This is a genomic window from Sediminicola sp. 1XM1-17 (genome assembly GCF_037203765.1).
In the GTDB taxonomy this organism is placed as follows: Bacteria; Bacteroidota; Bacteroidia; order Flavobacteriales; family Flavobacteriaceae; genus Sediminicola.
Window position 1 is genome coordinate 96,431 of record NZ_JBBCAS010000009.1, and the last position, 25,141, is coordinate 121,571.

The window sequence follows — 25,141 nt, forward strand, 5'->3', positions numbered from 1 at the left end:
ATTTTATCTTTGAAGGGCTATAAAATTCAAAAATGATCGTAAACGAAGTTACCGGAATACTTGAGGAATTGGCGCCTTTGGCCTATGCAGAAGATTTTGACAACGTAGGCCTTCTCATTGGCGACAAAAATATGGAGGTCACTGGGATCTTAGTGACCTTGGACACGTTGGAAAATGTGGTTGACGAGGCCATAGAAAAAAACTGCAACCTTATCATCAGTTTCCATCCCATTATATTTAGCGGTTTAAAGAAAATTACGGGTAAAAACTATGTGGAACGGGTAGTTCTCAAATGCATCAAAAATGATATTGCACTATATAGCATGCATACCGCACTGGACAATGCACGAATAGGCGTAAACTCTAAAATATGTGAAGTTTTAGGGATTCAAAATCCAAAAATCCTGATCCCTCAAAAAGGGACCATTAAAAAATTGACAACCTATGTTCCAAAAGCCCATGCCCAAGAGCTTAAGGAAGCCCTATTTAGGGCGGGCGCAGGCAATATTGGAAACTACAGCAATTGTAGTTTCTCCGTGAATGGCACTGGAAGCTATAAAGCAGGAGAAAATGCCAATCCGACCATAGGAGAAATTGGACAGGTGCACTACGAGGAAGAAACACAGATCAGCGTTACCTATGCCAAGGCAGACCAGTCCCATATTATCAACGCCCTTATACAGACACACCCCTATGAGGAAGTCGCCTACGAAATCCACACCCTGGAGAACAAAAATCAGCATATTGGCATCGGTATGGTAGGAATCCTGAAAAAACCTATGGACGAAGAGGAATTTATGAAATGGGTTAAAAAACAAATGAACGTCTCTTGTATCCGACATTCCAATTTAATGGGGAAAAAGATCAAAAAAGTAGCCGTTTTGGGAGGCAGTGGCTCATTTGCTATTGCCGCCGCCATTGGGGCAAAAGCCGATATTTTTATCACGGCCGACCTTAAATATCATCAATTTTATGAAGCGGAGAACAAAATAGTACTTGCAGATATTGGACATTTTGAAACAGAGCAGTTTACAAAAAATCTATTAGTTGACCATCTTACAAAAAAAATTCCTAATTTTGCAATCTCTTTAGCGGAGAGCATAACAAATCCCATCAAGTATTTTTAATATATGGCAACAAAAACAGAAGCAACAGCAGAAGAAAAATTAAGAGCATTATACGACTTGCAATTAATTGATTCTCGGGTTGACGAAATACGTAATGTTCGTGGAGAACTACCTTTGGAAGTAGAAGATTTAGAAGATGAGGTGCTTGGCCTTAAAACAAGATTGGATAAGTTAAAAACCGATGTTGAAACCATCAACTATGAAATAACTGCCAAAAAGAACCTTATTGACGAATCTAAAGCTTTGGTTAAGAAATATACCGAACAACAAAAGAACGTTAGGAACAGTAGGGAGTTCAATTCCTTGACCAAAGAGGTGGAATTTCAAGAACTTGAAGTTCAATTGGCCGAAAAGAACATCAAAGAATTCAAGGCCCAAATTGAGCAAAAGAAAGAAGTTATTGCCCAAACCAAAGAACGTTTGTCTGAAAGAGAGGCCCATCTAAAACACAAAAAGAGTGAATTGGATGCCATCTTGGCCGAGACTGAAAAGGAAGAAAAGGCTTTGATCAAGAAATCTGCTGAATATGAAGATATGATTGAAGAGCGTTTGGTAAAAGCTTACAAACGTATCCGAAACAATGTTAAGAACGGATTGGCCGTAGTTCCGATCGAAAGGGGAGCCTCTGGAGGTTCTTTCTTTACCATACCACCACAGGTGCAGGTAGAGATCGCTTCACGTAAAAAGATTATCACTGATGAACACAGTGGAAGAATCTTGGTAGATCCTGTTTTGGCAGAAGAAGAGCAAGAGAAAATGCAAAAATTGTTCTCCAAGTTATAAGAAGAACATTTTATAGCAAATAAAAAAGCCAGCATTATCAAGCTGGCTTTTTTTATGAAGTACAATCCCACTACAACAGCTCCAAAATGCGCTGTTCTACTTCTTGGGAATCCCATTTTTCCTCTATTTGGGGCATTTGCATGATTTGTTTCATGATTTGTTCCTGAGCGTCTCCAATGGCCAGTGCTTCGGCATACGTTCCATCAGAAAAGGTCACCCTGGAATAGCTTGGAATCCATTTTTCAGGATACTTTTCGGAAAATCGACGTTCTATCTTCTTCTGCAACAAAAACATGGGATCGGCCGTTTTACTGCTCATTTCCATGAAATTGCGATAGCTCAATTCTGCTATGGCATCTGCATTGGGCTTGCGCAGTTCCTGATAAGCTTGGAAAGCTGCACTCCAATCGTCCCCACTTTTTTCCAGTAACTCACATAGAACATAAATATCCTCAAAGCCAGCGTTCATGCCCTGACCATAAAATGGAACAATCGCATGGGCCGAGTCCCCCACCAAAGCAACTTTATCCCAATACGTCCAGGGATAACATTTGGTAGTGACCATGGCGCTGGTAGGATTATTAAAGAAATCATGGGTTAGGTTTTCTATATCCTGCATCACATTCGGGAAATAGGCCGTAAAGAACTTTTTGGCATCCTCTTTCGTCTTAATAGTCTCAAAGGAAACTTCTCCCTCAAAAGGCAGGAACAGGGTACAGGTAAAACTACCGTCCAAATTGGGCATGGCGATAAACATAAATTTTCCCCTCGGCCAGATATGGAAAGAATGCTTGTCTAGCTTGTGTGTCCCATCATCATTTGCAGGAATGGTAAGCTCTTTGTACCCTACATCTATAAATTCTTGCGAATAATCAAAACGGCTACGGCGCTGCATTTTGTGCCTGACCCTAGAAAAAGCGCCATCGCATCCGAATATAACATCATATTCATATTCTTCCCAGGCTCCTTTCTCCGTTTCTCCAGTGAATATTTTTGCATTGGGCAGATCTACATCCCATACCTTCTCCTCGAATCGAAATTCCACTCCGGCTTCCTCCGCCAAATCGATCATCCTTCTGTTCAACACCCCTCTTGAAATGGACCAAATAGCCTCTCCCTCTTTACCGTATTTCTGAAAATACAGTGGTTGCCCAACAACATGCATCGCCCTTTTATCCAATGGAATGGCAATCTTTTTGATCTCATCTTCTATTCCAATTGCTTTCAAAGACTTCCATCCCCTATTGCTCATTGCCAGATTTATGGATCGACCGGAAAATTGAACATTTCTTATATCCGGTCTACGATCAAATACAGTGATGGTATGCCCTGCTTTTCTTAAGTAAAGTGCCAATAAAGAACCCACCAGTCCTGAACCAACTATTGCAATGTTTTTAGGAGTTTGTGCCATGCTTGCCCATAAGGGGATAATGTTAAGTTGTAAAAATACTAAATTTAAAAAACACAACTCCTAGGAATAATGGTATAACCGAAAGGATTTAGGTAGGAATTATAAATACTTCAAAATATTGTTTAATTTTTTATTATTTTTGTTAAACATATTAATTTCATGATGCATTACTCCAAAGAACAGCTATTACAATTGAATTCTAGGTTCAGGGCCAATTTGATCAATAGTTGTACCGGCTATAAATCTTCAAATCTTTTGGCCACCAAATCCCCAAACGGAACATCCAATCTGGCCATTTTCAATTCCGTGGTCCACATTGGAAGCAATCCGCCCATGTTGGGGTTCATTCTCCGCCCCTTGACCGTAAAAAGGAATACTTATGAGAATTTCAAGTCCTCCGGATATTTTACGGTAAACCAAATTCCCAGTAACATCATTAAAAAGGCCCATGAAACATCGGCTAAATACGAGGAGGACATTTCGGAGTTTGCCAAATCACATTTGACAGAGGAATTCATGGAAGGATTCCAAGCGCCTTTTGTCAAAGAAAGCCATATAAAAATGGCGTGCCGTTACTTGAGCGAATATGAGATCAAAGAAAACGGATGTCTTCTTATTATTGGGGAAATATTGGACATTTATCTACCCAAGGATATTGTAAATGAAGATGGATGGGTCCATCTGGACAAGGTTGATACCACCGCAATTATTGGATTGGACGGCTATGCCCTTCCCAAAATTCTGGACCGATTTTCATACGCCAGGCCCGATCAAGAATCCCATTCCATATATCATGGCACATAAAAAACCGAATTTACCCAGTAAAATTTGCGTCACCTGTGGACTACCCTTCCTTTGGAGAAAAAAATGGGAGAAGCATTGGGAAGAAGTAAAATACTGTAGTGAACGGTGTCGCCGCAATAAATAAACGATTATGAATAATTTAGTCTGGTTCAGAAATGACCTAAGAACAAAGGACAATCAGTCACTTTTCAATGCCTGTACCGAAAGAGAAGACCAGGTAATTGGGGTGTACTGTTTTGATCCCAGACATTTTGACCAAGGACCTTTCGGCTTTAAAAAGACAGAAAAGTACAGGGCCAGATTCCTGGTGGAAACGGTTCTGGACTTAAAGAAAAATCTTGAGAAACTCAATATCCCCTTGCTTGTTTACCATCAAAAACCTGAGGTTCTCATCCCTACCTTGACAAAACAATTCAAAATAGACCATATTTACCTTCAAAAAGAATGGACTTCCGAAGAAAACAAGGTTTTGGAAGCTGTAAAATCCTATTTACCATCAACTACTGCCTTAAAAGAAAATTACGACCAGTTCCTTTTTCATCCAGAGGACATACCCTTTGATCGCATGGAACATGTTCCAGAGGTTTTTACGGCATTTCGCAAAAAGTTAGAAAAATATTCCGCCATAAGGCCTTGCCTACATGACCCATCACCAAGGCTACCGGAACATTTGATATCCAATGACACTGCGGTTCCAACCCTTGAAGATTTAGGATTTCAAGCATTTTCCATTGACCAAAGATCTGCCTTCCCATTCCAAGGAGGAGAGACAAAAGCCCTAAGTAGAATTGAGAACTATTTTTGGGAAACCAAGAACTTGGCAACCTATAAGAGAACAAGAAATGGACTTGTAGGTGAGGCCTATAGTTCAAAACTATCCCCTTGGCTGGCCAATGGCAGTATTTCTCCGCGTACCATCTATTGGGAGGTGAAGCACTTTGAACAGGAGGTCCAAAAGAACCAAGACACTTATTGGCTTGTATTTGAACTTATTTGGCGCGATTATTTCAAATATATTTCTCTCAAACACCGCTCCAAAATTTTTCAAATAGGTGGACTCCTCAATAAGAACTACGATTGGGGTACCGATGACCGAAAGAAAGCACAATGGATCAATGGGCACACCAAATATCCGTTTGTCAATGCAAACATGAAGGAGTTGGCCCTTACGGGCTGGATGAGCAATAGGGGCAGACAGAATGTAGCCAGCTTTTGGGCCAAGGAAATATGTCAGGATTGGCGTATTGGAGCGGCCTATTTTGAAAGTATGCTGTTGGATTACGACGTGCATAGCAATTGGGGCAACTGGATGTACAATAGTGGGGTGGGCAATGATCCCAGAGACCGGAAATTCAATATTGGCAGACAAGCTGAAATGTATGACCCATCGGGCAAATTTCAAAAATTATGGTTACAGGAATCCCTATTCTGAGAGAACAAAACAAAAACGAAGCATGAAGACATTACGATTGATATTGGGAGACCAACTGAACTTAAAACATCCGTGGTTTAATGACGTAGATCCAGAGGTAACCTATCTCATGGCCGAGATGCGTCAGGAAACAGATTATGTGACACACCACATCCAAAAAGTAGTGGCCTTTTTCCAAGCGATGAGAGAGTTTTCAAACGAACTAAAAGAAAAAGGGCACCAAGTAATCTACCTTCAGATCAGTTCCTCTGATAACCCTCAGGCATTGGATGAAATTATCCAAAATAACATTGAAAAAATAAAGGCCGATAAATTTGAATACCAATGGCCAGATGAATACCGGTTGGACCAACAATTAATTCAAATTTGCCAAGACCTTTCCATTGATTCCGAAGCATGTGACAGTGAACATTTCTTTACCTCACGATATGAGCTTAAGGATTTCTTTGAAGGCAAGAAGCAATTGGTCATGGAATCTTTCTACCGTATGATGCGTAAGAAGCATGACATCATGATGGTGAACGGACAACCGGACGGGGGAAAATGGAACTACGACCAAAGCAATCGTAAAAAGTGGAAAGGAGACCCAGAAATTCCGCACGAGCGTGGTTTTAGAAAAAACGTCACTTCCTTGGTTGAGGAAATACAGGCTTCAGGAGTAAATACCATAGGTACTATAGCGCCCGAAAACTTTAATTGGCCTACCTCCAGAGCAGATACTCTTTCTGTGTTGAACTATTTCTGCAAGAATCTATTGATCCATTTTGGTGATTACCAAGATGCCCTACATACAGACCAATACTACCTTTTCCACTCCAGACTATCGTTTGCCATGAACAGCAAGATGATTTCACCAAAAGAAGTCATTGACAAGGTATTGGATCATTACTATGAGCATACGGACCAAATCCATATTTCCCAAGTAGAAGGATTTATAAGACAAATATTAGGTTGGCGGGAATACATGCGCGGTATTTATTGGAAAGAAATGCCAGGGTATAAAGACAAAAATGAACTTGATAACCACAATAAGCTGCCCGATTTCTTTTGGACAGGCGATACCAAAATGAATTGCCTGCACCATGCCATATCCCAAAGCCTGGAAACTTCCTATGCCCACCATATCCAGCGATTGATGATTACCGGTAATTATGCCCTACTTACACAAACCCACCCTGATGCCGTGGACGCCTGGTATCTGGGCATTTATATTGACGCCATTGAATGGGTTGAGATTACCAATACCAGAGGGATGAGCCAATTTGCGGATGGTGGTATTGTGGCGACCAAACCTTACGTAAGCAGCGCCAATTACATCAATAAAATGAGCAATTATTGCAGCAGTTGCCATTATAGCCATACCAAAAAAACTGAAGACAATGCGTGCCCCTTCAATGCCCTATATTGGAACTTCTTGGATGAAAAAAAAGAGCATTTCCAAAATAACCAACGCATGGGCATGATGCTGAACCTGCTTAACAAAAAGGATAAAAAAGAACTGGCTGCTTTAAAGGAAAGGGCACAACAAATAATAGCGCATCCTGAAAACTTCTAAGTCCCCATTCATTTTTTTGACGTTCCTTCATCCAAAATCAGAAGATGAAACGTATGTATATTGTTCATTCCGCTTAGGCGCCTATATATAGAAAAAGTCCTTCCCAATGATTTGGAAAGGACTTTTCACTTTTATTTATAACTGGAATTATTTTAAAATTCCATCTACAATACCGTAAGCTATGGACTCCTCGGCATTCATCCAAAAATCCCTATCAAAATCTTTCCTCACCTTTTCAAAATCCTGACCACAGTTATCTGCCAAAATTTGGGCACTTAGGTCACGTGTTTTTAATATTTCACGTGCTTGGATTTCTATGTTTGAAGCTTGTCCCCTTGCCCCACCACTTGGTTGGTGGATCATTACTTGGGCATGTGGCTGAATAAAGCGTCTCCCCTTTTTTCCTGCCGACAACAGGATAGAACCCATTGAAGCCGCCAATCCCGAGCAAACGGTAGAAACAGGGCTTTTCAATGATTTGATGGTATCGTAAATTGCAAAACCAGCGGTTACATATCCCCCAGGACTATTGATCACCAATTGTATTTCCTTATTGTTCTGTAAATCCAAATATAAAAGACGATCAATTACATGTTTAGCGGAATCGTCATCAACCATTCCCCATAAAAACACTTTTCTCTCCTCCAGCAATTTTTCGTCTATAGCTTCTTGTATCTTACCCTTTTTTGAACTCATTGTTAGTTTTCTTTATTGCACCCAAAAATAATCAATTTATCGGGATTTGTTATCCGAACAAACCCAGTGATTTCCCAAATATATACCTAAAAGGATTTATATTTGTGAAAAGTTAAATAATATGAGAAAATATACCCTCCTTTTTGCTTTGGCTACCTTGATTTTTATCAGCTGTAAGTCAGATAAAAAAAACGAATCCAAATCTGAAGTAGCCGAACTGACCATCTTGGAAAAAGTGGCCAATGCCCACGGGATCGAGAAATGGAACAGTCTAAAGGAATTGGAATTTACCTTTAATGTGGATAGGGACACTACCCATTATGAACGTTCTTGGAAGTGGAACACAAAGTCCAATGATGTTACCGCCATGAGCGCCACCGATACCATTGTATACAATAGAAAAAGTGTGGATAGTCTTACCATAAAGACTGATGGTGGATTTATAAACGACAAATATTGGTTGCTTGCCCCTTATAATCTTGTGTGGGACAAGGACAATTTTACCTTTGAACACGAGACTGAGGCCATTTCCCCAATTAGTGGTACGCCCATGCAAAAATTGACCATTGTTTACGGCAATGAGGGCGGCTACACTCCTGGAGATGCTTATGACTTTTATTTTGGGGACGACTACATCATCAAAGAATGGGTTTTTAGAAAGGGAAACAGCCCTGAGCCCTCTACTATGACCACTTGGGAGGATTATATGGACGCAGATGGCTTAAAAATATCCAGAATGCACCAAAACAAGGATAGGGACTTTAAACTATATTTTACCAATATCAAGGCAGTTACGCAGTAGCCCAATGGCCTACTTCTTTTTATTAAAGCCAAATGTTGCAAACAATACCACAATACAACAACCCAACAGGGTCATAAAACTTAACTTCAAAGAGGAAGATTCAGCCAAATAACCTAGGATCACAGGTCCCAAGAGAAATCCCGAGACTCCTGTACCGGCAATAAAAGCAACCCCTTGGGATGTTTTGACACCCTTGATATTGCCTCCAATTCGGAAGAGCTCGGGTACAATGGCGGAGAATCCCAATCCTATAAAGGCGAAGCCTAAAATGGCCAGAAATGTATAGGTAGTCAGAACCAAGAAATATCCCATAATGGCCACCAATGCTCCCAGGGCCACAATCTTTATTGAACCTATTTTGGCACTGATCCCATCCCCCAAAAACCTTCCTACGGTCATGGTGATGGAAAATGCCAAAAAACCGGCACCTATCAAGGAGACCGGGGCGTTGCTGATTTCCTGTAAAAAGATTCCACTCCAATCTACAATAGCCCCTTCGCTTCCCATAATAACGAAAGAGACCACTCCAATTAAAAATAGCGGTCTGAAATTCTTCAATTTAAAAGGTTCCTTTTCAATGGGCGGAGAAACTATATGGATATAATTCCTGTAGAAAAACACGTTTACGACAAGGACCAATAGTATTGCCAGGATAATATGGAGCACGGGATTGTCCAATAGGAATATCATAAAACTGCCCAGACCGGCCAATACTCCTCCAAGACTAAAAAATCCATGGGAAGCCGACATAAAATGCTGTCCATCTTCCTTTTCAATCTCGGTCACCAAGGTATTCATGGAAATATCCAAAAACCCATTAGCAGCACCATATAGGTACAGTGCCCCAAGTAAAACATAATAATTAGGCGCCACAAAGGGCAGAAGTGCCGCTATACTGATCAAAAGAACACCATACCAGGTGGCCTTTCCCACTCCAATGGCATTAATGATTTTAGAAGCCAAGGGGAAAATTGTAAAATTTCCCAGTGAAAGAAAAAATAGGGCAAATCCCAAGCTCGCCTTATCTATTCCGAGATCTCCCTTGACCTGGGGAATGTAAATGGCCCAAGTCCCAAATAGGATATTTAAACTTGCAAAAGCCCAGGCCGGGGCAAAATATCTAGGATTTGAAAGAATAAGCCGCAAAGACTTCATAGGCTATGGTACTTTGAACGGCCAAAAATACTTATTTCTTTAAGACTCCCGCTTTTAAAATTTGTCCAAATCTGTACATGTCCTCATAAGAACAATAGAAGGGTGCGGGCGCCAATCGTATTACATTGGGTTCCCGCCAATCCGTGATAACGCCATTTTCCATTAAGTAATCGAACAAGGGCCGTCCTTCCCCATGAAGGAAGACCGATAATTGGCAGCCTCTTTCTTTTGGTGTTATTATTTCGAAAGTACTGTCCACCTCCTTATCGATCTCATGGAGAATAAACTCCAAATAGGCTGTAATCTTATTGCGTTTTTCTATTAGCGCATCCATTCCCACTTCTTCGAAAAGTTCCAAGCATGCCAAATAGGGAGCTACAGATAATATTGGTGCATTGCTCAGTTGCCAGGCATCCGCATTTTCCATGGGCTCAAATTCTGGTTTCATCAAAAAACGGGTATCCCTTTTGGTACCCCACCAACCTTCGAACCTAGGGATATCCTTACGATTCAAATAGCGTTCGTTAACAAAGACCCCGGAAGCGTTGCCAGGTCCGCTGTTCATATATTTATAGCTGCACCAAGATGCAAAATCCACATCCCAATCATGCAATTTCAATTTGATATTTCCTGCAGCGTGTGCGAGGTCCCACCCCACAAAGGCTCCTTGGGCTTTACCTGCTTTGGTAATGGTTTCCATATCAAATACCTGTCCGTTGTAATAATTGACACCACCGATAAGGACCAAGGCCAGTTCATCGCCCACCTCTTCAATAGTCTGCAAAATATCCTCGGTCCTCCAAAAATTCTCCCCTTCCCTTTTCTTTACCTCTACAATGGCATCATTACTATCAAACCCATGAAAGCGAACCTGACTCTGTAACATATACTGATCGGAGGGGAATGCTTTTTCCTCGCAGATTATCCTATACCTTTTTTTGGTAGGCCTGTAAAAAGAGACCATCAATAAATGAAGGTTTACGGTAAGTGTGTTCATTACCGTTACTTCTTCGGGTTTTGCGCCCACTACTTTGGCCAATGGGGCGGCCAATCTTTCATGGTAATCCCACCAAGGCTTGTCCGCATAAAAATGCCCTTCCACAGCAAGCTCCTTCCAATCGGTCATAACCTCATCCACAAATTTCTGTGTACGTTTCGGCTGAAGCCCCAGAGAATTTCCCGTAAAATATATGACCTGTTTCCCATCTACCTTTGGAAAATGAAACTCGTCACGATATTTGCGAAGCTTGTCTTCTGCATCCAATTGTTGAGCGTATTCGAGGGTATTTTTAAATTGCATAGGGTAGTTTTTCGGTAAAAATACGATATCAAAAAAGAATTAATTCTTAATATTACGGTAAGATTCGTCAGGATTTATGGGTGTTCAATCTCATTTCAATGATGTGCTTTTTAAATCCAACCCGTTCATAAGCCTTGATAGCCGGAATATTATCATCATAGACCGTTAACCTGATCTCTGTCATTCCTTTGGCGGAAGCCCATTTTTTTAATACTTCAATGATCAATTGATTAACACCCTGCCCCCTGTATTCGGGAGCCGTATACATAAATCCCAAATAGGCATATTCCTTGTGGTCCAAATAGGGTCGTGCCTGTTTGATCAGGGCATAACCTGAGGCAATCACCACTCCATGGATTTCCACTACTACAACCTCTATATCGTCCGAGAGGATATATTCCTTTAAGTCGTAATAATGTACCGGATCCTGTTTAATAGTTGGGTCAAAAGGACGTTCAGCTACAATAATACCTTGTTCAAAACCCAATAAGGTTTCCAGATCATCAATAGTGGCCTTTCTACATGTAAAATCTTTCATGGTCTCTAACTTGGTTTGGCAAACGAATCAATCGCGGGTCCTGCTCAAAAATAGCATATAATTACATAATTTTGCAAAAACGTATCCATGCATTTCTTATCCCCTTTATTGGAAAACTATATTGCAGAACATTCCGAACCGGAACCTTTGGTACTCCAAGAACTCACTAGGGAAACCCATCTAAAAGTTATACAGCCCCGGATGATCACAGGACATTTTCAGGGTAGGGTTTTGAGCGCGCTCTCCAAAATTATTTCTCCCAAGAACATCCTTGAAATAGGTACTTATACCGGGTATTCGGCCATATGCCTTGCCGAAGGTTTACAAAAGGACGGGGAATTGCATACCATTGATGTCAATGAAGAACTGGGAGGCATACAACGGCGATATTTTGATAAGAGCGGGTATGGACATCAAATTGTCCAGCACGTAGGCGATGCCGTTAAGGTGATCCCGACATTGGATGTGGTTTTTGACCTTGTTTTTATAGATGCCGGCAAGACCAGCTACGATGCCTATTTTGAAGCCGCCCTTGCAAAAACAAGACAGGGAAGTATTATCCTTTCGGACAACGTGCTCTGGTCAGGCAAGGTGGTTGAACCGTTGCAACCCAATGACAAAGCTACCAAGGTGTTGTTGGACTATAATAAAAAACTGAAGGAAGACCCACGGGTAGAAACGGTATTGCTACCTATAAGGGATGGGTTGACGCTAAGTAGGGTGTTATAAATTTATGGTACAGCCAATAAAACAAAAAGGCCGATAGGGTGCCTACCGTTGCCCCGACCAAAATATCTATTGGGTAATGCACCCCAACATAGATCCTACTGAACGTAAACAACAGGGGCCAGATATAAAAGAATGAAACCCATTTATATTTAGGTCTCAAAAAAAGGAAAACCAGGGTTGTTATGGAAAAAGAACTGGAAGCATGACCAGAGAAAAAGCTGTATCCGCTTGGACTTCGCAAAATCCGGATCACCTTATTTATTTCCTCGTTGTTGTTGGGTCTTAACCTTGCCACAAATTCCTTTGTAAGATCTGTAAACCCCATAACAAAAGCTACCAAGACCAACACGGTCAGTGTCATGAACATAGCTTCCTTTTTAGGATACTTGATCCAGAGCAATATAAAAAACAAAACAAACAAAGGGGTCCATGTGCTGATATTGGTTACTGTGGACCAAAACACGTCATAATCTTCAATCCCCAGACTATTAAGGTAGATAAAGATATTACGATCCCATTCCGCAATTTTCTCGAGCATCAATTAACTTACTTTCTCTTGATAACACCAGTGACTTCGTCCACGCTGTCCTTAACCTTATCAATTTCACTCTTGATGTCCTTGGTAAAGCTTGTGTCGATGCCCTGCTTATCCGCAGTTTTATAAATTTCTTGTTTGATATCTTCGGTTGCGTCTTTCAATTGTCGCATACCTTTCCCCAGACCTCTAGCGATATCCGGTATTTTGTCAGCACCAAATACCATTACCACAATAAACATGATAAAGAATATCTCGCCACCGCTTATGAACAATAATACATTTGCATACATACCACAAATATAATGAGAAGTTTGGCAGCTAAATAAAAAAGCCCTGCCAAATTAGTTAAAATTTACTTCGTCCGAGCTAGGCTCCCAACCCTGCGGTAGGAGAAGATCAGTTCCGTTGGCATCAACCATAAAAAAAGCCCCAACTACATTAAAAGCAATTGGGGCCTTATTGGTACTATTTAAAATTACTCTCCTTTGATACTATCCTTGAACTGATCAAAGTCTGATTTCTCATCTTTTTTAGGCCATGAGTTGTTGGTTGTATCTATATCTGCAGTTTCTGCTTTTGGATCTACCACAATGCCCACCAATTCTTTTTGTGTGGCCATTACCCTTTTTACCTCTTTATCACTTTTTCTCCAAATTTCTGGCGGATAGGTAATATTTTCCTTGGAACCATCAGCATAGGTATATTCCACGATGATAGGCATTGGAATCCCTCCCGGTTTGTCAAAGGTGATCTCATAGAAGTACTTTGGCTCCTTAACGGCAGCTCTTTCGGTAGCTGTCATATTGTCCATCATGTACTCATTTAAGGTCTTTGAATTTTCTGAAGGCGCCTTTCCTTTAAGTGCAGCATTGGCATCCTCACTATCTTCTTCGGCCAAATAAACCAATGGTGGCAAATCTGCCTCCGTGATGTTCCTTTCGGCCATATATTCCTGCATCTTCTTGGTAGGTCTATCAGATACAAAGAATTTTTTCACTTCTTTCACTCCTATATCCACATAGTCCGTGGTATAGAACCAACTTCTCCAGAACCAATCCAAATCTACTGCCGAAGCATCTTCCATGGTACGGAAGAAATCTTCAGGTGTTGGGTGTTTGAACATCCAACGGTGTGAGTAGGTCTTAAATGCATGGTCGAACAATTCTTTGCCCATAATAGTTTCCCTAAGAATATTCAAGGCTGTAGCCGGTTTACCGTAAGCATTGTTACCCAATTGGTATACATTTTCGGGATTTTCCATGATCGGGGCAATAGTACTTTGATCGCCACTCATGTAAGGTACGATCTTGGACGGTTCACCCCTTCTCGAAGGATATTTTTCATTGGGGGCAATCACTTCTGGAAAAGCCTCTCCAAATTCCTGTTCTGCTATGTACTGCATAAAGGTATCCAAACCTTCGTCCATCCAGCCCCATTGACGCTCATCTGAATTCACGATCATAGGGAAGAAGTTATGTCCAACTTCATGTATGATCACACTGATCATACCATATTTTACACGGTCAGAAATGTTTCCATTTTCATCGGGTCTTCCGTAGTTCCAACAGATCATAGGATATTCCATCCCTTGATTTTTGGCGTGGACAGAGATTGCTTTGTGATATGGATAATCGAAGGTGTGTGCGGAATACGATTTTAACGTATGCGCCACGGCTTTGGTTGATAGGTCTTCCCACAATGGATTCCCTTCTTTGGGATACATGGATACCGCCATAACGTCCCTAGCACCAAATTTAACGGCCTGCATGTCCCAGATAAACTTTCGTGAAGTGGCGAATGCAAAATCCCTAACATTCTGGGCCTTTAATTTCCATGTTTTTGTCTTCTCTGAAAAGCCTTTTTCTGCTTCCTCAGCTTCTGCTTGAGAAACAATAATTACAGGCTTGTCGTATGATTTTTTGGCTTTCTCATAGCGTTCCATCATCGTTTTGGTGAAGACCTCTTTCCTATTCTTAAGCTCTCCGGTACCATCTAAAATGTGGTCTGCAGGAACGGTTATGTTCACCTCATAATCCCCGAAGGTCAATGCGAACTCCCCACTGCCCCAAAATTGATGGTTCTGCCATCCTTCCACATCGCTGTAAACAGCCATTCTCGGAAAGAATTGCGCTATAACATACGCCCTATTGCCATCGGCAGGGAAATACTCGTATCCTGATCTCGCCCTATTCACGGTATGGTCAGGTATGTTGTACCACCATTTAACAGAAAAAGAAACTTGGGCCTTACTTTTCAATGGCTGCGGTAGGTCTACACGCATCATTGTTTGGTTTATCGTATATGGCAAATCCTTTCCAGAAGCGTCCTTTACATATTCTATGTTGAAACCTCCATCGAAGTTTCCTGTCAAATACTTTTGTACGAATCCTTCTGTAGGCTCCGCCAAAGGAACCCCTTCCCCATCTTTTAAAAGGGATTTGGAATCTTTGGTCCTAACGTTCTGATCCAATTGAAGCCAAAGGAATTCAAGATCATCAGGTGAATTATTGATATAGGTAATGGTTTCTGTACCGTAGATTTTGGCATTTTTGTCGTCCAACAAAATATCCATCTTATAATTGGCCTGCTGCTGGTAGTAGTCGGGGCCAGGAGCACCTGATGCAGACCTATAGGTGTTGGGAGTGGCAAACTCTTGGTACATTTGCCTAAATTTACTTTGGGCCGTATGCCCTGGTTCCCGTTCTTTCTTCACTTCTTCCTGTGCGGTCACTGTGGCCGCGAACAAAAACAAAAGAGAAGCAAAACAATACTTTAGTTTGTTCATTTTCTTAAAAAATTTTTAGTCGCGGGAAATTACCCATTTTTTAAGAAATCGATTGAAGAAGTTATAATTTTAACATTCCTTTATTATTATCCTTCATCAGCACAAAACTTTTCTTGTTGCCATTGATTTTAAAATGCAATACATTTTGCTGCTCTTCGAACAAATCTGTGAGCACTTCGTTTTGGAGTTCTATGGTTTTAATTTTGGATAATTTGATTTTAGGAACCTCAAGATAGCAGACCATGACATCATTGTCATATTTTTTACCCAAAAATTTATACGCTATCTGCTTCCCGTCTACCCAAATGAGCATTTTGGACCTCAGGTATTTTTCGATATGGAAATCGGCGGTTTTTGATTCCAGAGGTGTTGCCAGATTCGTATGCACACCATAACGCTCTTCCAAAATATCCTCAAAATCATCGATAAAGATCCTCGATGTAATTTGAAGTGCCTCGTCTTTTTCTGAATACTGCACATTAGTGACACTCAGGTAAAACTTATGCGCCGCCGTAAAGGCCAGTAATGGCAACAATAGCAGTAAAAATCCTTTTTTTATTCCTTGTAACCTCATTATATTTTATTATTAAACAATTTATGTGCCAAAACATGTTGCATGACAAGTTGAACATTTGACTAGTCCAAATCGTTATTGGCTCTATACACTACGCTCTTCTTTTTAAAGAAACTCCATATTTTCAATCGGTCTTGGGTATCCACCAGACCGCTAAATTCGGCATCAACTTCACAGAAATACATAAAGTCATCAATTCTGGAAATTGGAATTTTTAAATCCTGAACAAAAAGGGAATCCGCGTAGAAGGCCTTGACCCGCTCTGTCCTGGCATAAGTTTCCTCCAATTTCAATTGTTTCTTCAACATTTTGGTCCTACCGGAGATGCCGTTCAAGATGGGATTCAATGGCACAATTCCCCCTCCCGAGGTAGCCTCATGCAGAATTCTTTCGGTCTGTGTCCAGGTCTTGGCGTAGGCATTGGGCAGATTCAAAGTAGATGCCGTGACTACTGGTTCTGTTTTCAATTCTTCCAAATCCTTGGTAATATCGCCCGATAGGCTATACGGCCTTACCACTACTTCGTCCAATTCTGTTAGGGCATCTTCCATGGTTATAAAAAGGCTTTTGCTATCCAAGACGGACTGGGTGACGACCAATTCTTTTTTTTTGAACTGCACTGCAGAAAAAACCAAGGTGTCGTTCAGGGCGACTGCAATCTTAAAAAAACCTTCCGCACTGGTTATGGTGGCCCTATTTGTTGTGGTATTGATCACATGGGTAGCGGCCACATCTCCGCTTTCGTTCAGGACACGGCCTTCCAATTCCTTGGAAAAAAAAGTCTGTGCTCCTGCAGAAACACCCATCAGGAAGAAACTTATGATTACAACCTTACTTCTCAGTGTCCAATTCTTTAAGATACAATTTACTGTAGGTCACCAAGAAATCGATCAACTGAAACTCGTTGTCCTTTTTCAACAGGGCTTGGGTAGGGATCTTATCATCGCAATAGACCAGGAAACTATCAATTTTATCCTGCGGCAGGTTTAGGTCTTCCACAAAAAAGCGGTCATCATATACTTGTCGCATTACATCGCTCAATTTAATCGGCGCTTTTGATTCCACTTCCCCCTTTTCGTTGGACTTGAACAGCGCTTTGAAAATATTGACAAAATTAAGTCCGTACTGCATCCCTCTATCCTGTTGTGATAATGCTATATTCTCCACTTCTGTTGAACGGTCTATTTCATAATCATACTGTTTTTGCAATCTATCATTCTGTAATTGCAGAAATTTTTCTTGGTTCTCGGGACTCACTATTACTTCATCCAACTCGGTCACCTTTTCATTTACCTCTACCACCAATCTATTGTTATCTATCATTTCTTGCGTCACCTTCACTTGTAATATTTGGTAATTGACAGCGGTAAAGACAAGCTCGTCCCCAGCTTTTACCCGAATCGCAAATTCTCCATCATCATTGGTGATGGTAGCATATTCAGAAGTTGTATTGATCACGTTCTCATTGGGCACGTTGGAACTTCTGTACAGCACCTTTCCCCTTAAAAGGGTACGGCCATCATCCTGTGCATTTGTTATTCCAAAACCAAGCAAAAGAAAGGCAAATATCATTAGATTTTTCATAGTAGCAATTTAGTGTATCTTATCGGTTGGGCGATTGTCACTAAAACAATATACGTCCTAATTAAAGTTACAAAAAAGAATGTTGAACACCGATATTAACATGGATAAAGAAAATGTAAGTTGTGTTCAAAAAAAAATATATCCCCATTAAACTTTTGTTAATTTGTATCCTTAAAGCGAATCCGAAACCATGAAAAAGTTATTATTGGCAAGCACCTCTACCCTCTTCGGGGAAACCTATCTATCCTATCTTACCAAGGATTTGGAAATATTTTTCAAAGATGTGGACACCATAACCTTTGTCCCGTTCGCCAGACCTGGTGGTATCACCCATGACGCCTATACCGAAGTGGTCGTTAAAGCCTTTGCCAAAATCAACAAAAAAGTGGTGGGACTGCACACTTATGCAGATCCAAAGGAAGGACTGGAAAAGGCCGAGGCTATATTTACGGGCGGGGGAAACACCTTCCTGTTGGTAAAACAGCTTCATGATCTGGGATTGATAGCCGTCATCAAGGAAAAAGTGGAGAGCGGCATCCCTTATATGGGTTCCAGTGCTGGCAGCAATATTGCCGGACCTACCATGCAGACCACCAATGATATGCCCATAGTATACCCTTCAAGTTTTAAAACCTTGGGGTTGGTCAATTTCAATTTAAATCCGCATTATCTGGATCCCAATCCCAATGGACGTCACAATGGGGAAACCCGTGAGACAAGGATCAAAGAATTTCACTGTTTCAATACCACTCCGGTGGTTGGCCTTAGGGAAGGCAACTTTATTTGGGTGGAAAATGGAAAGACACTCTTGAAAGGAAAAGGAACTGCCCGCATTTTTGAAGCCGGAAAAACCCCTTATGAGTCCGAAAGTATTCCGTTTTAGCACCGTTTAACCGATAAGTTCTCCGTTAAACGTTTGTAAGGGTATTTTGGCCCTATAATTTAGGGAAATGGTCAAATCGTTTTATTTTTATAGACTTGGCAATACCAAGGATAAATTCTTTGTCTATGAGATTAAAAGATGCCCTTTTTATTTCCCTAATATCCATTGGCACTTTGACTTACGGTCAAATAAAAATTGGTGACAACCCTCAAAATATCAATCAAGCTTCAGTATTGGAACTGGAGAGTACTTCAAGGGCATTGGTCATTACTAGGGTCAACTCTGCCCAGATGAATGCCATTGCTCCTTTAGCAGGCGCCCTGGTTTACAATACGGACAGTGAATGCATTCACTATTACAATGGAAACCAGTGGTTTAATCTCTGTGACGCGCTTGCCAATTCCATCAACATTAGTTTGGTGGACAATGGCGATGGGACTTATACCTTTAGCGATGCCAATAACAATATCACACAGATCAATAACCTCAATGAAAGTCTGGTTGTTGATGATGGTAATTTAATTTTAACGGATACCGCTGGAAATGCCATAAGTGTTGAGCTGCAGAATCTCAGTGCGCAGACCTTTACCACGGACGCCATTATCAACACCTTTCCAACCATTTTCATCACTCAGGATGCCTCTGGTAACAACTTCAATTTTGAGGTAGGAGTTATTGATGGCGAAAGTATTCAGGATGGCACAATTTTTCGTGAAGATCTGGCCCCTAATTCCGTAACGCAATCAAAATTGAGTCAAAACGCAGTGACAAACAATGCCATGGCGGATAATGCGGTTGGATCTCTGGAAATTATCAATGGCTCTGTGCAACCTGTAGATTTAGGCCCTGGGAGCAATAACCAGATTTTGACTACCAATGCCACAGGTGTTGTTCAGTGGGTGGACCAATCAGGGCTAGTTGCTGCCGATGAGGTAAGCTATAACAATGGCATTGCTGGATTAGCCGCCAATAATGTCCAGGATGCCCTAGATGAGGTGACAGGAAATATAAATACATTGACTGTTGCAGATATACTTACCCAGGGGAATAATGCAGGCAATCAAATCATCAGTAATCTTGCCGAACCTGTCTTGCCCCAAGATGCAGCGACAAGGAATTATGTGGATGCACAAGTTGGAAGTTCTGCACAAATTATTGTAAGTAGCAACACCCCAAATTCTATAGCAGCGGGTACAGATGGAGGGGCTCTATACAACGATGGAGATACGGATGACACCAATGAATTATCAAACCTATTTTTTAATGCCAGCACGAATATTTTAACCTTGACCAATCCTGCTACCCCTGCCAACGCAGTGGACCTTTCCAGTTTAAGTGATACCGGTTCAGACAACCAAAACTTAACTGGAGCTTCGCTTTCTGGCACGGTTTTGCAAATTGATATTGAAGATGGAAACTCTACATCGGTGGATTTAGGTGCATTAAGCGGCGTAGACACTGATGATCAACAAATTTCGCTCAGTGGCAATATTTTAACCTTGGAAGATGGTGGGCCACCAATTAACCTAGCACCATTTCTTGATAATACTGACAACCAGTCCATAACCGATTTCACCTTTGATAATACCTCCAATATTTTAACGATTACAATTGAAGGCGGAAATACAGATACAGCGGATTTATCTTTCCTTGCGGGAGCAGGGAATCCTGCTGCTGTTGATGTGACCTTTACACCTAATGGAAATACCACCAGTGACAACGTGCAATTGGCTATTGAAGAACTGCAAACAGAAATTGATGGAATCTCAGGGGGAGGGGCTGCCAACCCAAGCGATGAATTGATAACCAGCTTTACGCTTAACGGAACCGATTTAAATATTGCCGAAGGCGCCAATGTTTTGCCAGCGGTGGATCTATCGAGCCTGTTGGGAACTGATGATCAAGTTGCCAATGAAGTAGTATTCTCACCAATAGGTAACACAACAAGCAATAACGTTCAGGCAGCAATAGAAGAAATCCAAACACAGGTTGACGGATTGACTGCAGGTGGAGAGGTGAACACTGCGTCCAACCAAGGTGTGGGCGGAATTCCAATCTTCATTCAAAAAACCGGGGTTGATCTTGAATTCAAAAGTATAAACGCGGCATCCAATAAAGTTTCAGTGACCAACGATGGCCCCAACAATGAAGTAGATATTGATGTTAATGAGGCCAACCTAACCATAACTGAAAGTCAGATTTCTGATTTGACACATACAGTTGACACAGATAATCAAACTGCCCTACAAGTTCCTTTTACGCCCACCGGCAATACCACTAGTGCGGATGTACAAGCCGCGATTGTTGAGCTACAGACCGATATTGATGGAATAGCTACAGGTGGAGAGGTGAACACGGGTTCCAACCAAGGAGTGGGCGGAATTCCAATCTTCATCCAAAAAACCGGGATAGATCTTGAATTCAAAAGTATAAACGCGGCATCCAATAAAGTTTCAGTGACCAACGATGGCCCAAACAATGAAGTGGATATTGATGTTAATGAGGCCAACCTAACCATAACTGAAAGTCAGATTTCTGATTTAAGTCACACCCCAGCTGCGGCCGTTGTTACTTTTGCTCCCACGGGTAACACCACAAGTGCCAACGTTCAGGCGGCAATAGAAGAAATCCAAACCGAAGTTGACGGAATAGCGACAGGTGGAGAGGTGAACACGGGTTCCAACCAAGGTGTGGGCGGAATTCCAATCTTCATCCAAAAAACCGGGGTAGATCTTGAATTCAAAAGTATAAACGCGGCATCCAATAAAGTTTCAGTGACCAACGATGGTCCCAACAATGAAGTGGATGTTGATATCAACGAGACCAACCTAACCATAACGGAAAGTCAGATTTCTGATTTAAGTCACACCCCAGCTGCGGCCGTTGTTACTTTTGCTCCCACGGGTAACACCACAAGTGCCAACGTTCAGGCGGCAATAGAAGAAATCCAAACCGAAGTTGACGGAATAGCGACAGGTGGAGAGGTGAACACGGGTTCCAACCAAGGTGTGGGCGGAATTCCAATCTTCATCCAAAAAACCGGGGTAGATCTTGAATTCAAAAGTATAAACGCGGCATCCAATAAAGTTTCAGTAATCAACGATGGTCCCAACAATGAAGTAGATATTGATATCAATGAGTCCAATCTTGTAATTACAGGAGGACCTTCAGGAAATATTTCCTCAAATTCAATCTCACAAGGAGATATAGGTGATAATGCAATAGGTCCCGGAGAAATACAGTCAAATGCCGTTTCTTCAGATGAAATTGATGATGATAGTATTTTTAATATAGATATTAATTCAGGTGCTGCAATTAGTGGCACAAAGATAGATCCAAACTTCGGAGCACAGCCCGTAGTGACCACAGGAACCCTGGCCGCTGGGGACACCACAATAACAGGGGATTTAAATGTCAGTAATACTGTTACTGTAGCAGCTACAGTAGTACATCCCGACTACGTCTTTCAAAAATACTTCTTGGGCACCTCTAGTCTTAAAAAAGATTATGAATTCTCTACCCTAGAAAAGGTAGCTCACTTTATAGAAAAACACCACCATCTGCCAGGGATTAAATCAGCCGCAGAAGTTAAAGAAGCAGGTTTTTGGAATCTAACAGAAGGTGCCTTAAAAAACCTCGAAAAAATAGAAGAACTATTCCTGCACACCATTGAGCAGGAAAAAAAGATAGTACAGCTCAAACTTGAAAATGAGACTTTATCCTTGGAACTGGTAACCTTGAAGAAAGACTTGGAAGAAATTAAGGCTTTGCTGAAAAAAGAATAAAACGGCTTTTTTATTGTATAATATTCATATACAGATAATTACGATTTGACTGGAGTCATAATTGGTAATGCCAAATGAATTACCTGCCCAAAATCTTTGACGAAAATAACAGCAGCCGGCAATTCATTACAATGACTTTCACAGACCTACCATTCAACGAAAAGGTTTTGGCTTTCTCTCCGTATTATTAGTTTAATATGCATTAAATCTTATTTTTGTTTTCTAAACTTTTTATCAGGATAACCCCCATATCTTATGAATTTCAAGCTATTTTTTGTTTTTTCTTTCCTATTAATTAGTACAAATTCCATTAGTCAAATTAAAATTGGCACCAACCCGCAAAATTTAGATCCATCTTCAGTTTTGGAACTGGAAAGCACTTCTCGGGCCTTTGTGCTTACTAGGGTGAATACGACCCAAATGAATGCAATTACCCCTCTTCAGGGTGCCTTGGTTTACAATACCGAAACCCAATGTGTCCATTATTACGATGGCATTCAATGGTTGAACCTTTGCGATGCGTTGACCAATTCCGGAAACATTAATTTGGTCGACAATGGAGATGGCACATACACTTTTAGTGATGCCAATAACAATGTCACTGAGATCAATAGCCTCAATGAAAGTTTAGCTGTTGACAATGGAAATCTGGTCTTAACAGATACCGCCGGCAATGCCGTTAGTGTTAAACTTCAAGATTTAAATTCACAGACCTTTACCACTGATGCCATTATCAATACGTTTCCCACCATTTTCATTACCCAAGATGCTAGTGGCACCAGCTTCAATTTTGAGGTAGGTATTATCAATGATGAAAATATTCAGGATGGGTCTATCAAACAAGCTGATTTGGCGGGTTCTTCCGTAGGATCGGCTCAATTAAGAGACAATGCGGTCCGTAATGCTGCAATGGCAGACAATGCAGTAGGATCACCAGAAATTATCAACGGCTCCATACAGCCCATAGATATTGGTCCAGGAACCAGCAATCAGGTACTGACCACCAATACTGCAGGAGCGGTAGAATGGACAGATCAATCGGGGCTGGTTTCTGCGGATGAAGTGGGCTACAATAATGCAAGTTCCAATTTATCGGCTACGAATGTCCAAGAGGCGCTGGATGAATTGGATGGGGCCAACAATACCATCAATCTGGTTGATAATTTAGATGGAACCTACACCTTCACAAAATCAGACGGCACTACAATAACCATACAGGACACCTCCATCTCCACCTTGACCAACAATGGTAACGGCACATATTCCTATACCGATGAATCCGGAACAGTACAGACTATCGACACCAATGGATTTTCTCTAACCAATCTTATTTCTGGCAAACGAATTGCAACCATTACCAAAGCAGACGGCACTTTTAACGACATCAATGAAACGATCACCACAGTAACTGGTACTGCTGGGAGCGGGAAGGCGATAGCCACCTATAACAATGAGAGTGGGACCGCAGTCATAATCAACGAAACGGTAACGAATCTGACCGACACCAATGATGGGTTCATCACCTATACCAATGAGAACGGCACGGTACAAAAAGTAAACAAGTCGGACTTAATTGATAATGGCAACGGTACGTACACCTTTACCAATAATGATGGTAGTGATGTGACCATTGACACTAGGGCCATCTCCAATCCGTACTCGCCCGCTGCTGGGTTAACATCTACCAATGTTGAAGGAGCGTTAAACGAGATCAATACCAATTTAAACAACCTGACCCTAGGTAAGGTTTTAACACAGGGTAATGACGCCGGAGCTCAACGCATAAGAAATGTTTTGGATCCAGCTGCGGCCCAAGACGCTGCGACGAGAAATTATGTCGACACCAAAGTAGGGGAATTGAGCACCTTGGATAACGGAAAAATTTACGTAGGCGACACCTCCAATAATGCACAAGAAGTAATTGTTTCTGGAGATGTTTTTATGAATAATGGAGGAGTGGTTACTATACAACCCAATGTGATAACCTCCTCTAAAATTCTAAATGAAACCATTTTATCCGAGGACATCACCAATGGAACGATTGCAACTGTTGATATCGCCAATGATGCTGTTGACAATACCAAACTTGCGGATGATGCGGTCCGAGTTGAAAACATTTTAAATGGAACTTCCCATCAAATATTAAGAACAAATACAGTCGGGAATGCAGTTGAATGGAGTTCCCAAATTAGTGTAGATCCTGGCAACGACATTTCTGTCAGTGCATCCGATGGAGGAGTATTCTACGATGATGCAGCCCTACAATCGGACATTGCGACCAATACCGCCAATATCAGTTCCAATGATACCGATATTGCCAACAATACGGCGGCCATCGCCACCAAGGAGGATTCGGCCAACAAATCGGACAATACCGCCCTGGGAAATTCGATTGTCCTGTTCCCGACGCAGAATGCCGTGAAGACCTATGTGGACAATGAGATCACCGCTTCCAACCAGACCATCGTCAGTGGGGATGCGGGCAACGATATTACCGCGAGCATCACCGATGGAGGGGCGTTCTACGATGATGCGGCCCTACAATCGGACATTGCGGCCAATACCGCCAATATCAGTTCCAACGATACCGATATTGCCAACAATACGGCGGCCATCGCCACCAAGGAGGATTCGGCCAACAAATCGGACAATACCGCCCT

At 41.5% G+C, this 25,141-nt stretch carries 22 protein-coding genes; 11 read left to right on the forward strand and 11 right to left on the reverse strand.

What is annotated here, in order from left to right; genetic code table 11:
• Positions 1-32 precede the first annotated feature (32 nt).
• Together WAA86_RS13740 and WAA86_RS13745 are read left to right on the forward strand one after the other, a co-directional pair.
• Positions 33-1,127: a Nif3-like dinuclear metal center hexameric protein gene (locus WAA86_RS13740; RefSeq protein ID WP_337301590.1), complete on the forward strand. Its 1,095-nt coding sequence runs from the start codon at positions 33-35 to the stop codon at positions 1,125-1,127.
• Positions 1,128-1,130: 3 nt separating this feature from the next.
• On the forward strand, positions 1,131-1,910 hold the full coding sequence (locus WAA86_RS13745) for a zinc ribbon domain-containing protein (protein ID WP_337301591.1): 780 nt from the start codon (positions 1,131-1,133) through the stop codon (positions 1,908-1,910).
• 70 nt (positions 1,911-1,980) lie between these two features.
• Here the strand turns inward: WAA86_RS13745 and WAA86_RS13750 are convergent, their stop codons facing one another.
• Positions 1,981-3,321 carry an FAD-dependent oxidoreductase gene (locus WAA86_RS13750; protein WP_337301592.1) on the reverse strand — a complete coding sequence of 447 codons (1,341 nt, stop codon included), beginning with the start codon at positions 3,319-3,321 and terminating at the stop codon, positions 1,981-1,983.
• 159 nt (positions 3,322-3,480) lie between these two features.
• Between WAA86_RS13750 and WAA86_RS13755 the strand changes: the two genes are divergently transcribed.
• Genes WAA86_RS13755 through WAA86_RS13770 form a run of 4 tightly spaced genes read left to right on the forward strand, consistent with a single transcriptional unit; the run spans position 3,481 to position 7,112 of the window.
• The gene (locus WAA86_RS13755; protein ID WP_337301593.1) at positions 3,481-4,125 is read left to right on the forward strand and encodes a flavin reductase family protein; all 645 of its coding nucleotides are present in this window, start codon (positions 3,481-3,483) and stop codon (positions 4,123-4,125) included.
• Positions 4,115-4,249: a DUF2256 domain-containing protein gene (locus tag WAA86_RS13760; RefSeq protein WP_337301594.1), complete on the forward strand. Its 135-nt coding sequence runs from the start codon at positions 4,115-4,117 to the stop codon at positions 4,247-4,249. Before WAA86_RS13755 ends, WAA86_RS13760 begins: the two co-directional genes overlap by 11 nt.
• Before the next feature lie 6 nt (positions 4,250-4,255).
• Positions 4,256-5,557 carry a DASH family cryptochrome gene (locus tag WAA86_RS13765; protein ID WP_337301595.1) on the forward strand — a complete coding sequence of 434 codons (1,302 nt, stop codon included), beginning with the start codon at positions 4,256-4,258 and terminating at the stop codon, positions 5,555-5,557.
• Positions 5,558-5,579: 22 nt separating this feature from the next.
• Positions 5,580-7,112 (forward strand): cryptochrome/photolyase family protein, encoded by a 1,533-nt coding sequence (locus WAA86_RS13770; protein WP_337301596.1) that lies wholly within the window; start codon positions 5,580-5,582, stop codon positions 7,110-7,112.
• 147 nt (positions 7,113-7,259) lie between these two features.
• On the opposite strand, the gene WAA86_RS13775 is transcribed toward WAA86_RS13770, so the two are convergent.
• Complete coding sequence (locus tag WAA86_RS13775) at positions 7,260-7,808, reverse strand: ClpP family protease (RefSeq protein ID WP_337301597.1); 549 nt, start codon at positions 7,806-7,808, stop codon at positions 7,260-7,262.
• A 121-nt stretch (positions 7,809-7,929) separates the two neighbouring features.
• On the opposite strand from WAA86_RS13775, the gene WAA86_RS13780 reads away from it, so the two are divergent.
• Positions 7,930-8,610, forward strand: a complete 681-nt coding sequence (locus tag WAA86_RS13780; protein WP_337301598.1) for a hypothetical protein — start codon at positions 7,930-7,932, stop codon at positions 8,608-8,610.
• Positions 8,611-8,619: 9 nt separating this feature from the next.
• Here the strand turns inward: WAA86_RS13780 and WAA86_RS13785 are convergent, their stop codons facing one another.
• From WAA86_RS13785 to WAA86_RS13795, 3 genes are all read right to left on the reverse strand, one after another.
• Positions 8,620-9,765 (reverse strand): MFS transporter, encoded by a 1,146-nt coding sequence (locus tag WAA86_RS13785; RefSeq protein WP_337301599.1) that lies wholly within the window; start codon positions 9,763-9,765, stop codon positions 8,620-8,622.
• Positions 9,766-9,796: 31 nt separating this feature from the next.
• On the reverse strand, positions 9,797-11,065 hold the full coding sequence (kynU, locus tag WAA86_RS13790; protein WP_337301600.1) for a kynureninase: 1,269 nt from the start codon (positions 11,063-11,065) through the stop codon (positions 9,797-9,799).
• A gap of 67 nt (positions 11,066-11,132) precedes the next feature.
• Entirely contained in the window at positions 11,133-11,603 is a 471-nt protein-coding gene (locus WAA86_RS13795; protein ID WP_337301601.1) for a GNAT family N-acetyltransferase, read from the reverse strand.
• An 87-nt stretch (positions 11,604-11,690) separates the two neighbouring features.
• On the opposite strand from WAA86_RS13795, the gene WAA86_RS13800 reads away from it, so the two are divergent.
• A complete protein-coding gene (locus tag WAA86_RS13800; RefSeq protein WP_337301602.1) occupies positions 11,691-12,332 on the forward strand; it encodes an O-methyltransferase in 642 nt (213 codons plus the stop codon).
• On the opposite strand, the gene WAA86_RS13805 is transcribed toward WAA86_RS13800, so the two are convergent.
• The 6 genes from WAA86_RS13805 to WAA86_RS13830 form a co-directional block, all read right to left on the reverse strand.
• Positions 12,295-12,870, reverse strand: coding sequence for a phosphatase PAP2 family protein (locus tag WAA86_RS13805; protein WP_337301603.1), 576 nt, complete (start codon positions 12,868-12,870; stop codon positions 12,295-12,297). The two genes, WAA86_RS13800 and WAA86_RS13805, sit on opposite strands and share 38 nt — an antisense overlap.
• Positions 12,871-12,878: 8 nt before the next feature.
• A complete protein-coding gene (locus tag WAA86_RS13810; protein ID WP_337301604.1) occupies positions 12,879-13,160 on the reverse strand; it encodes a Sec-independent protein translocase subunit TatA/TatB in 282 nt (93 codons plus the stop codon).
• Between the two features lie 185 nt (positions 13,161-13,345).
• Positions 13,346-15,655: a M1 family metallopeptidase gene (locus WAA86_RS13815; RefSeq protein WP_337301605.1), complete on the reverse strand. Its 2,310-nt coding sequence runs from the start codon at positions 15,653-15,655 to the stop codon at positions 13,346-13,348.
• A gap of 61 nt (positions 15,656-15,716) precedes the next feature.
• Positions 15,717-16,229, reverse strand: coding sequence for a DUF6702 family protein (locus WAA86_RS13820; protein ID WP_337301606.1), 513 nt, complete (start codon positions 16,227-16,229; stop codon positions 15,717-15,719).
• A gap of 62 nt (positions 16,230-16,291) precedes the next feature.
• Positions 16,292-17,035 (reverse strand): carboxypeptidase-like regulatory domain-containing protein, encoded by a 744-nt coding sequence (locus WAA86_RS13825; RefSeq protein ID WP_337301607.1) that lies wholly within the window; start codon positions 17,033-17,035, stop codon positions 16,292-16,294.
• Positions 17,036-17,060: 25 nt separating this feature from the next.
• A complete protein-coding gene (locus WAA86_RS13830) occupies positions 17,061-17,813 on the reverse strand; it encodes a carboxypeptidase-like regulatory domain-containing protein (RefSeq protein ID WP_337301608.1) in 753 nt (250 codons plus the stop codon).
• Positions 17,814-18,003: 190 nt separating this feature from the next.
• On the opposite strand from WAA86_RS13830, the gene pepE reads away from it, so the two are divergent.
• From pepE to WAA86_RS13845, 3 genes are all read left to right on the forward strand, one after another.
• A complete protein-coding gene (gene pepE / locus WAA86_RS13835) occupies positions 18,004-18,696 on the forward strand; it encodes a dipeptidase PepE (RefSeq protein WP_337301609.1) in 693 nt (230 codons plus the stop codon).
• Between the two features lie 125 nt (positions 18,697-18,821).
• Positions 18,822-22,481 (forward strand): beta strand repeat-containing protein, encoded by a 3,660-nt coding sequence (locus tag WAA86_RS13840; RefSeq protein ID WP_337301610.1) that lies wholly within the window; start codon positions 18,822-18,824, stop codon positions 22,479-22,481.
• A 420-nt stretch (positions 22,482-22,901) separates the two neighbouring features.
• On the forward strand, positions 22,902-25,141 hold a 2,240-nt coding region (locus tag WAA86_RS13845; protein WP_337301611.1), incomplete at its 3' end, for a beta strand repeat-containing protein.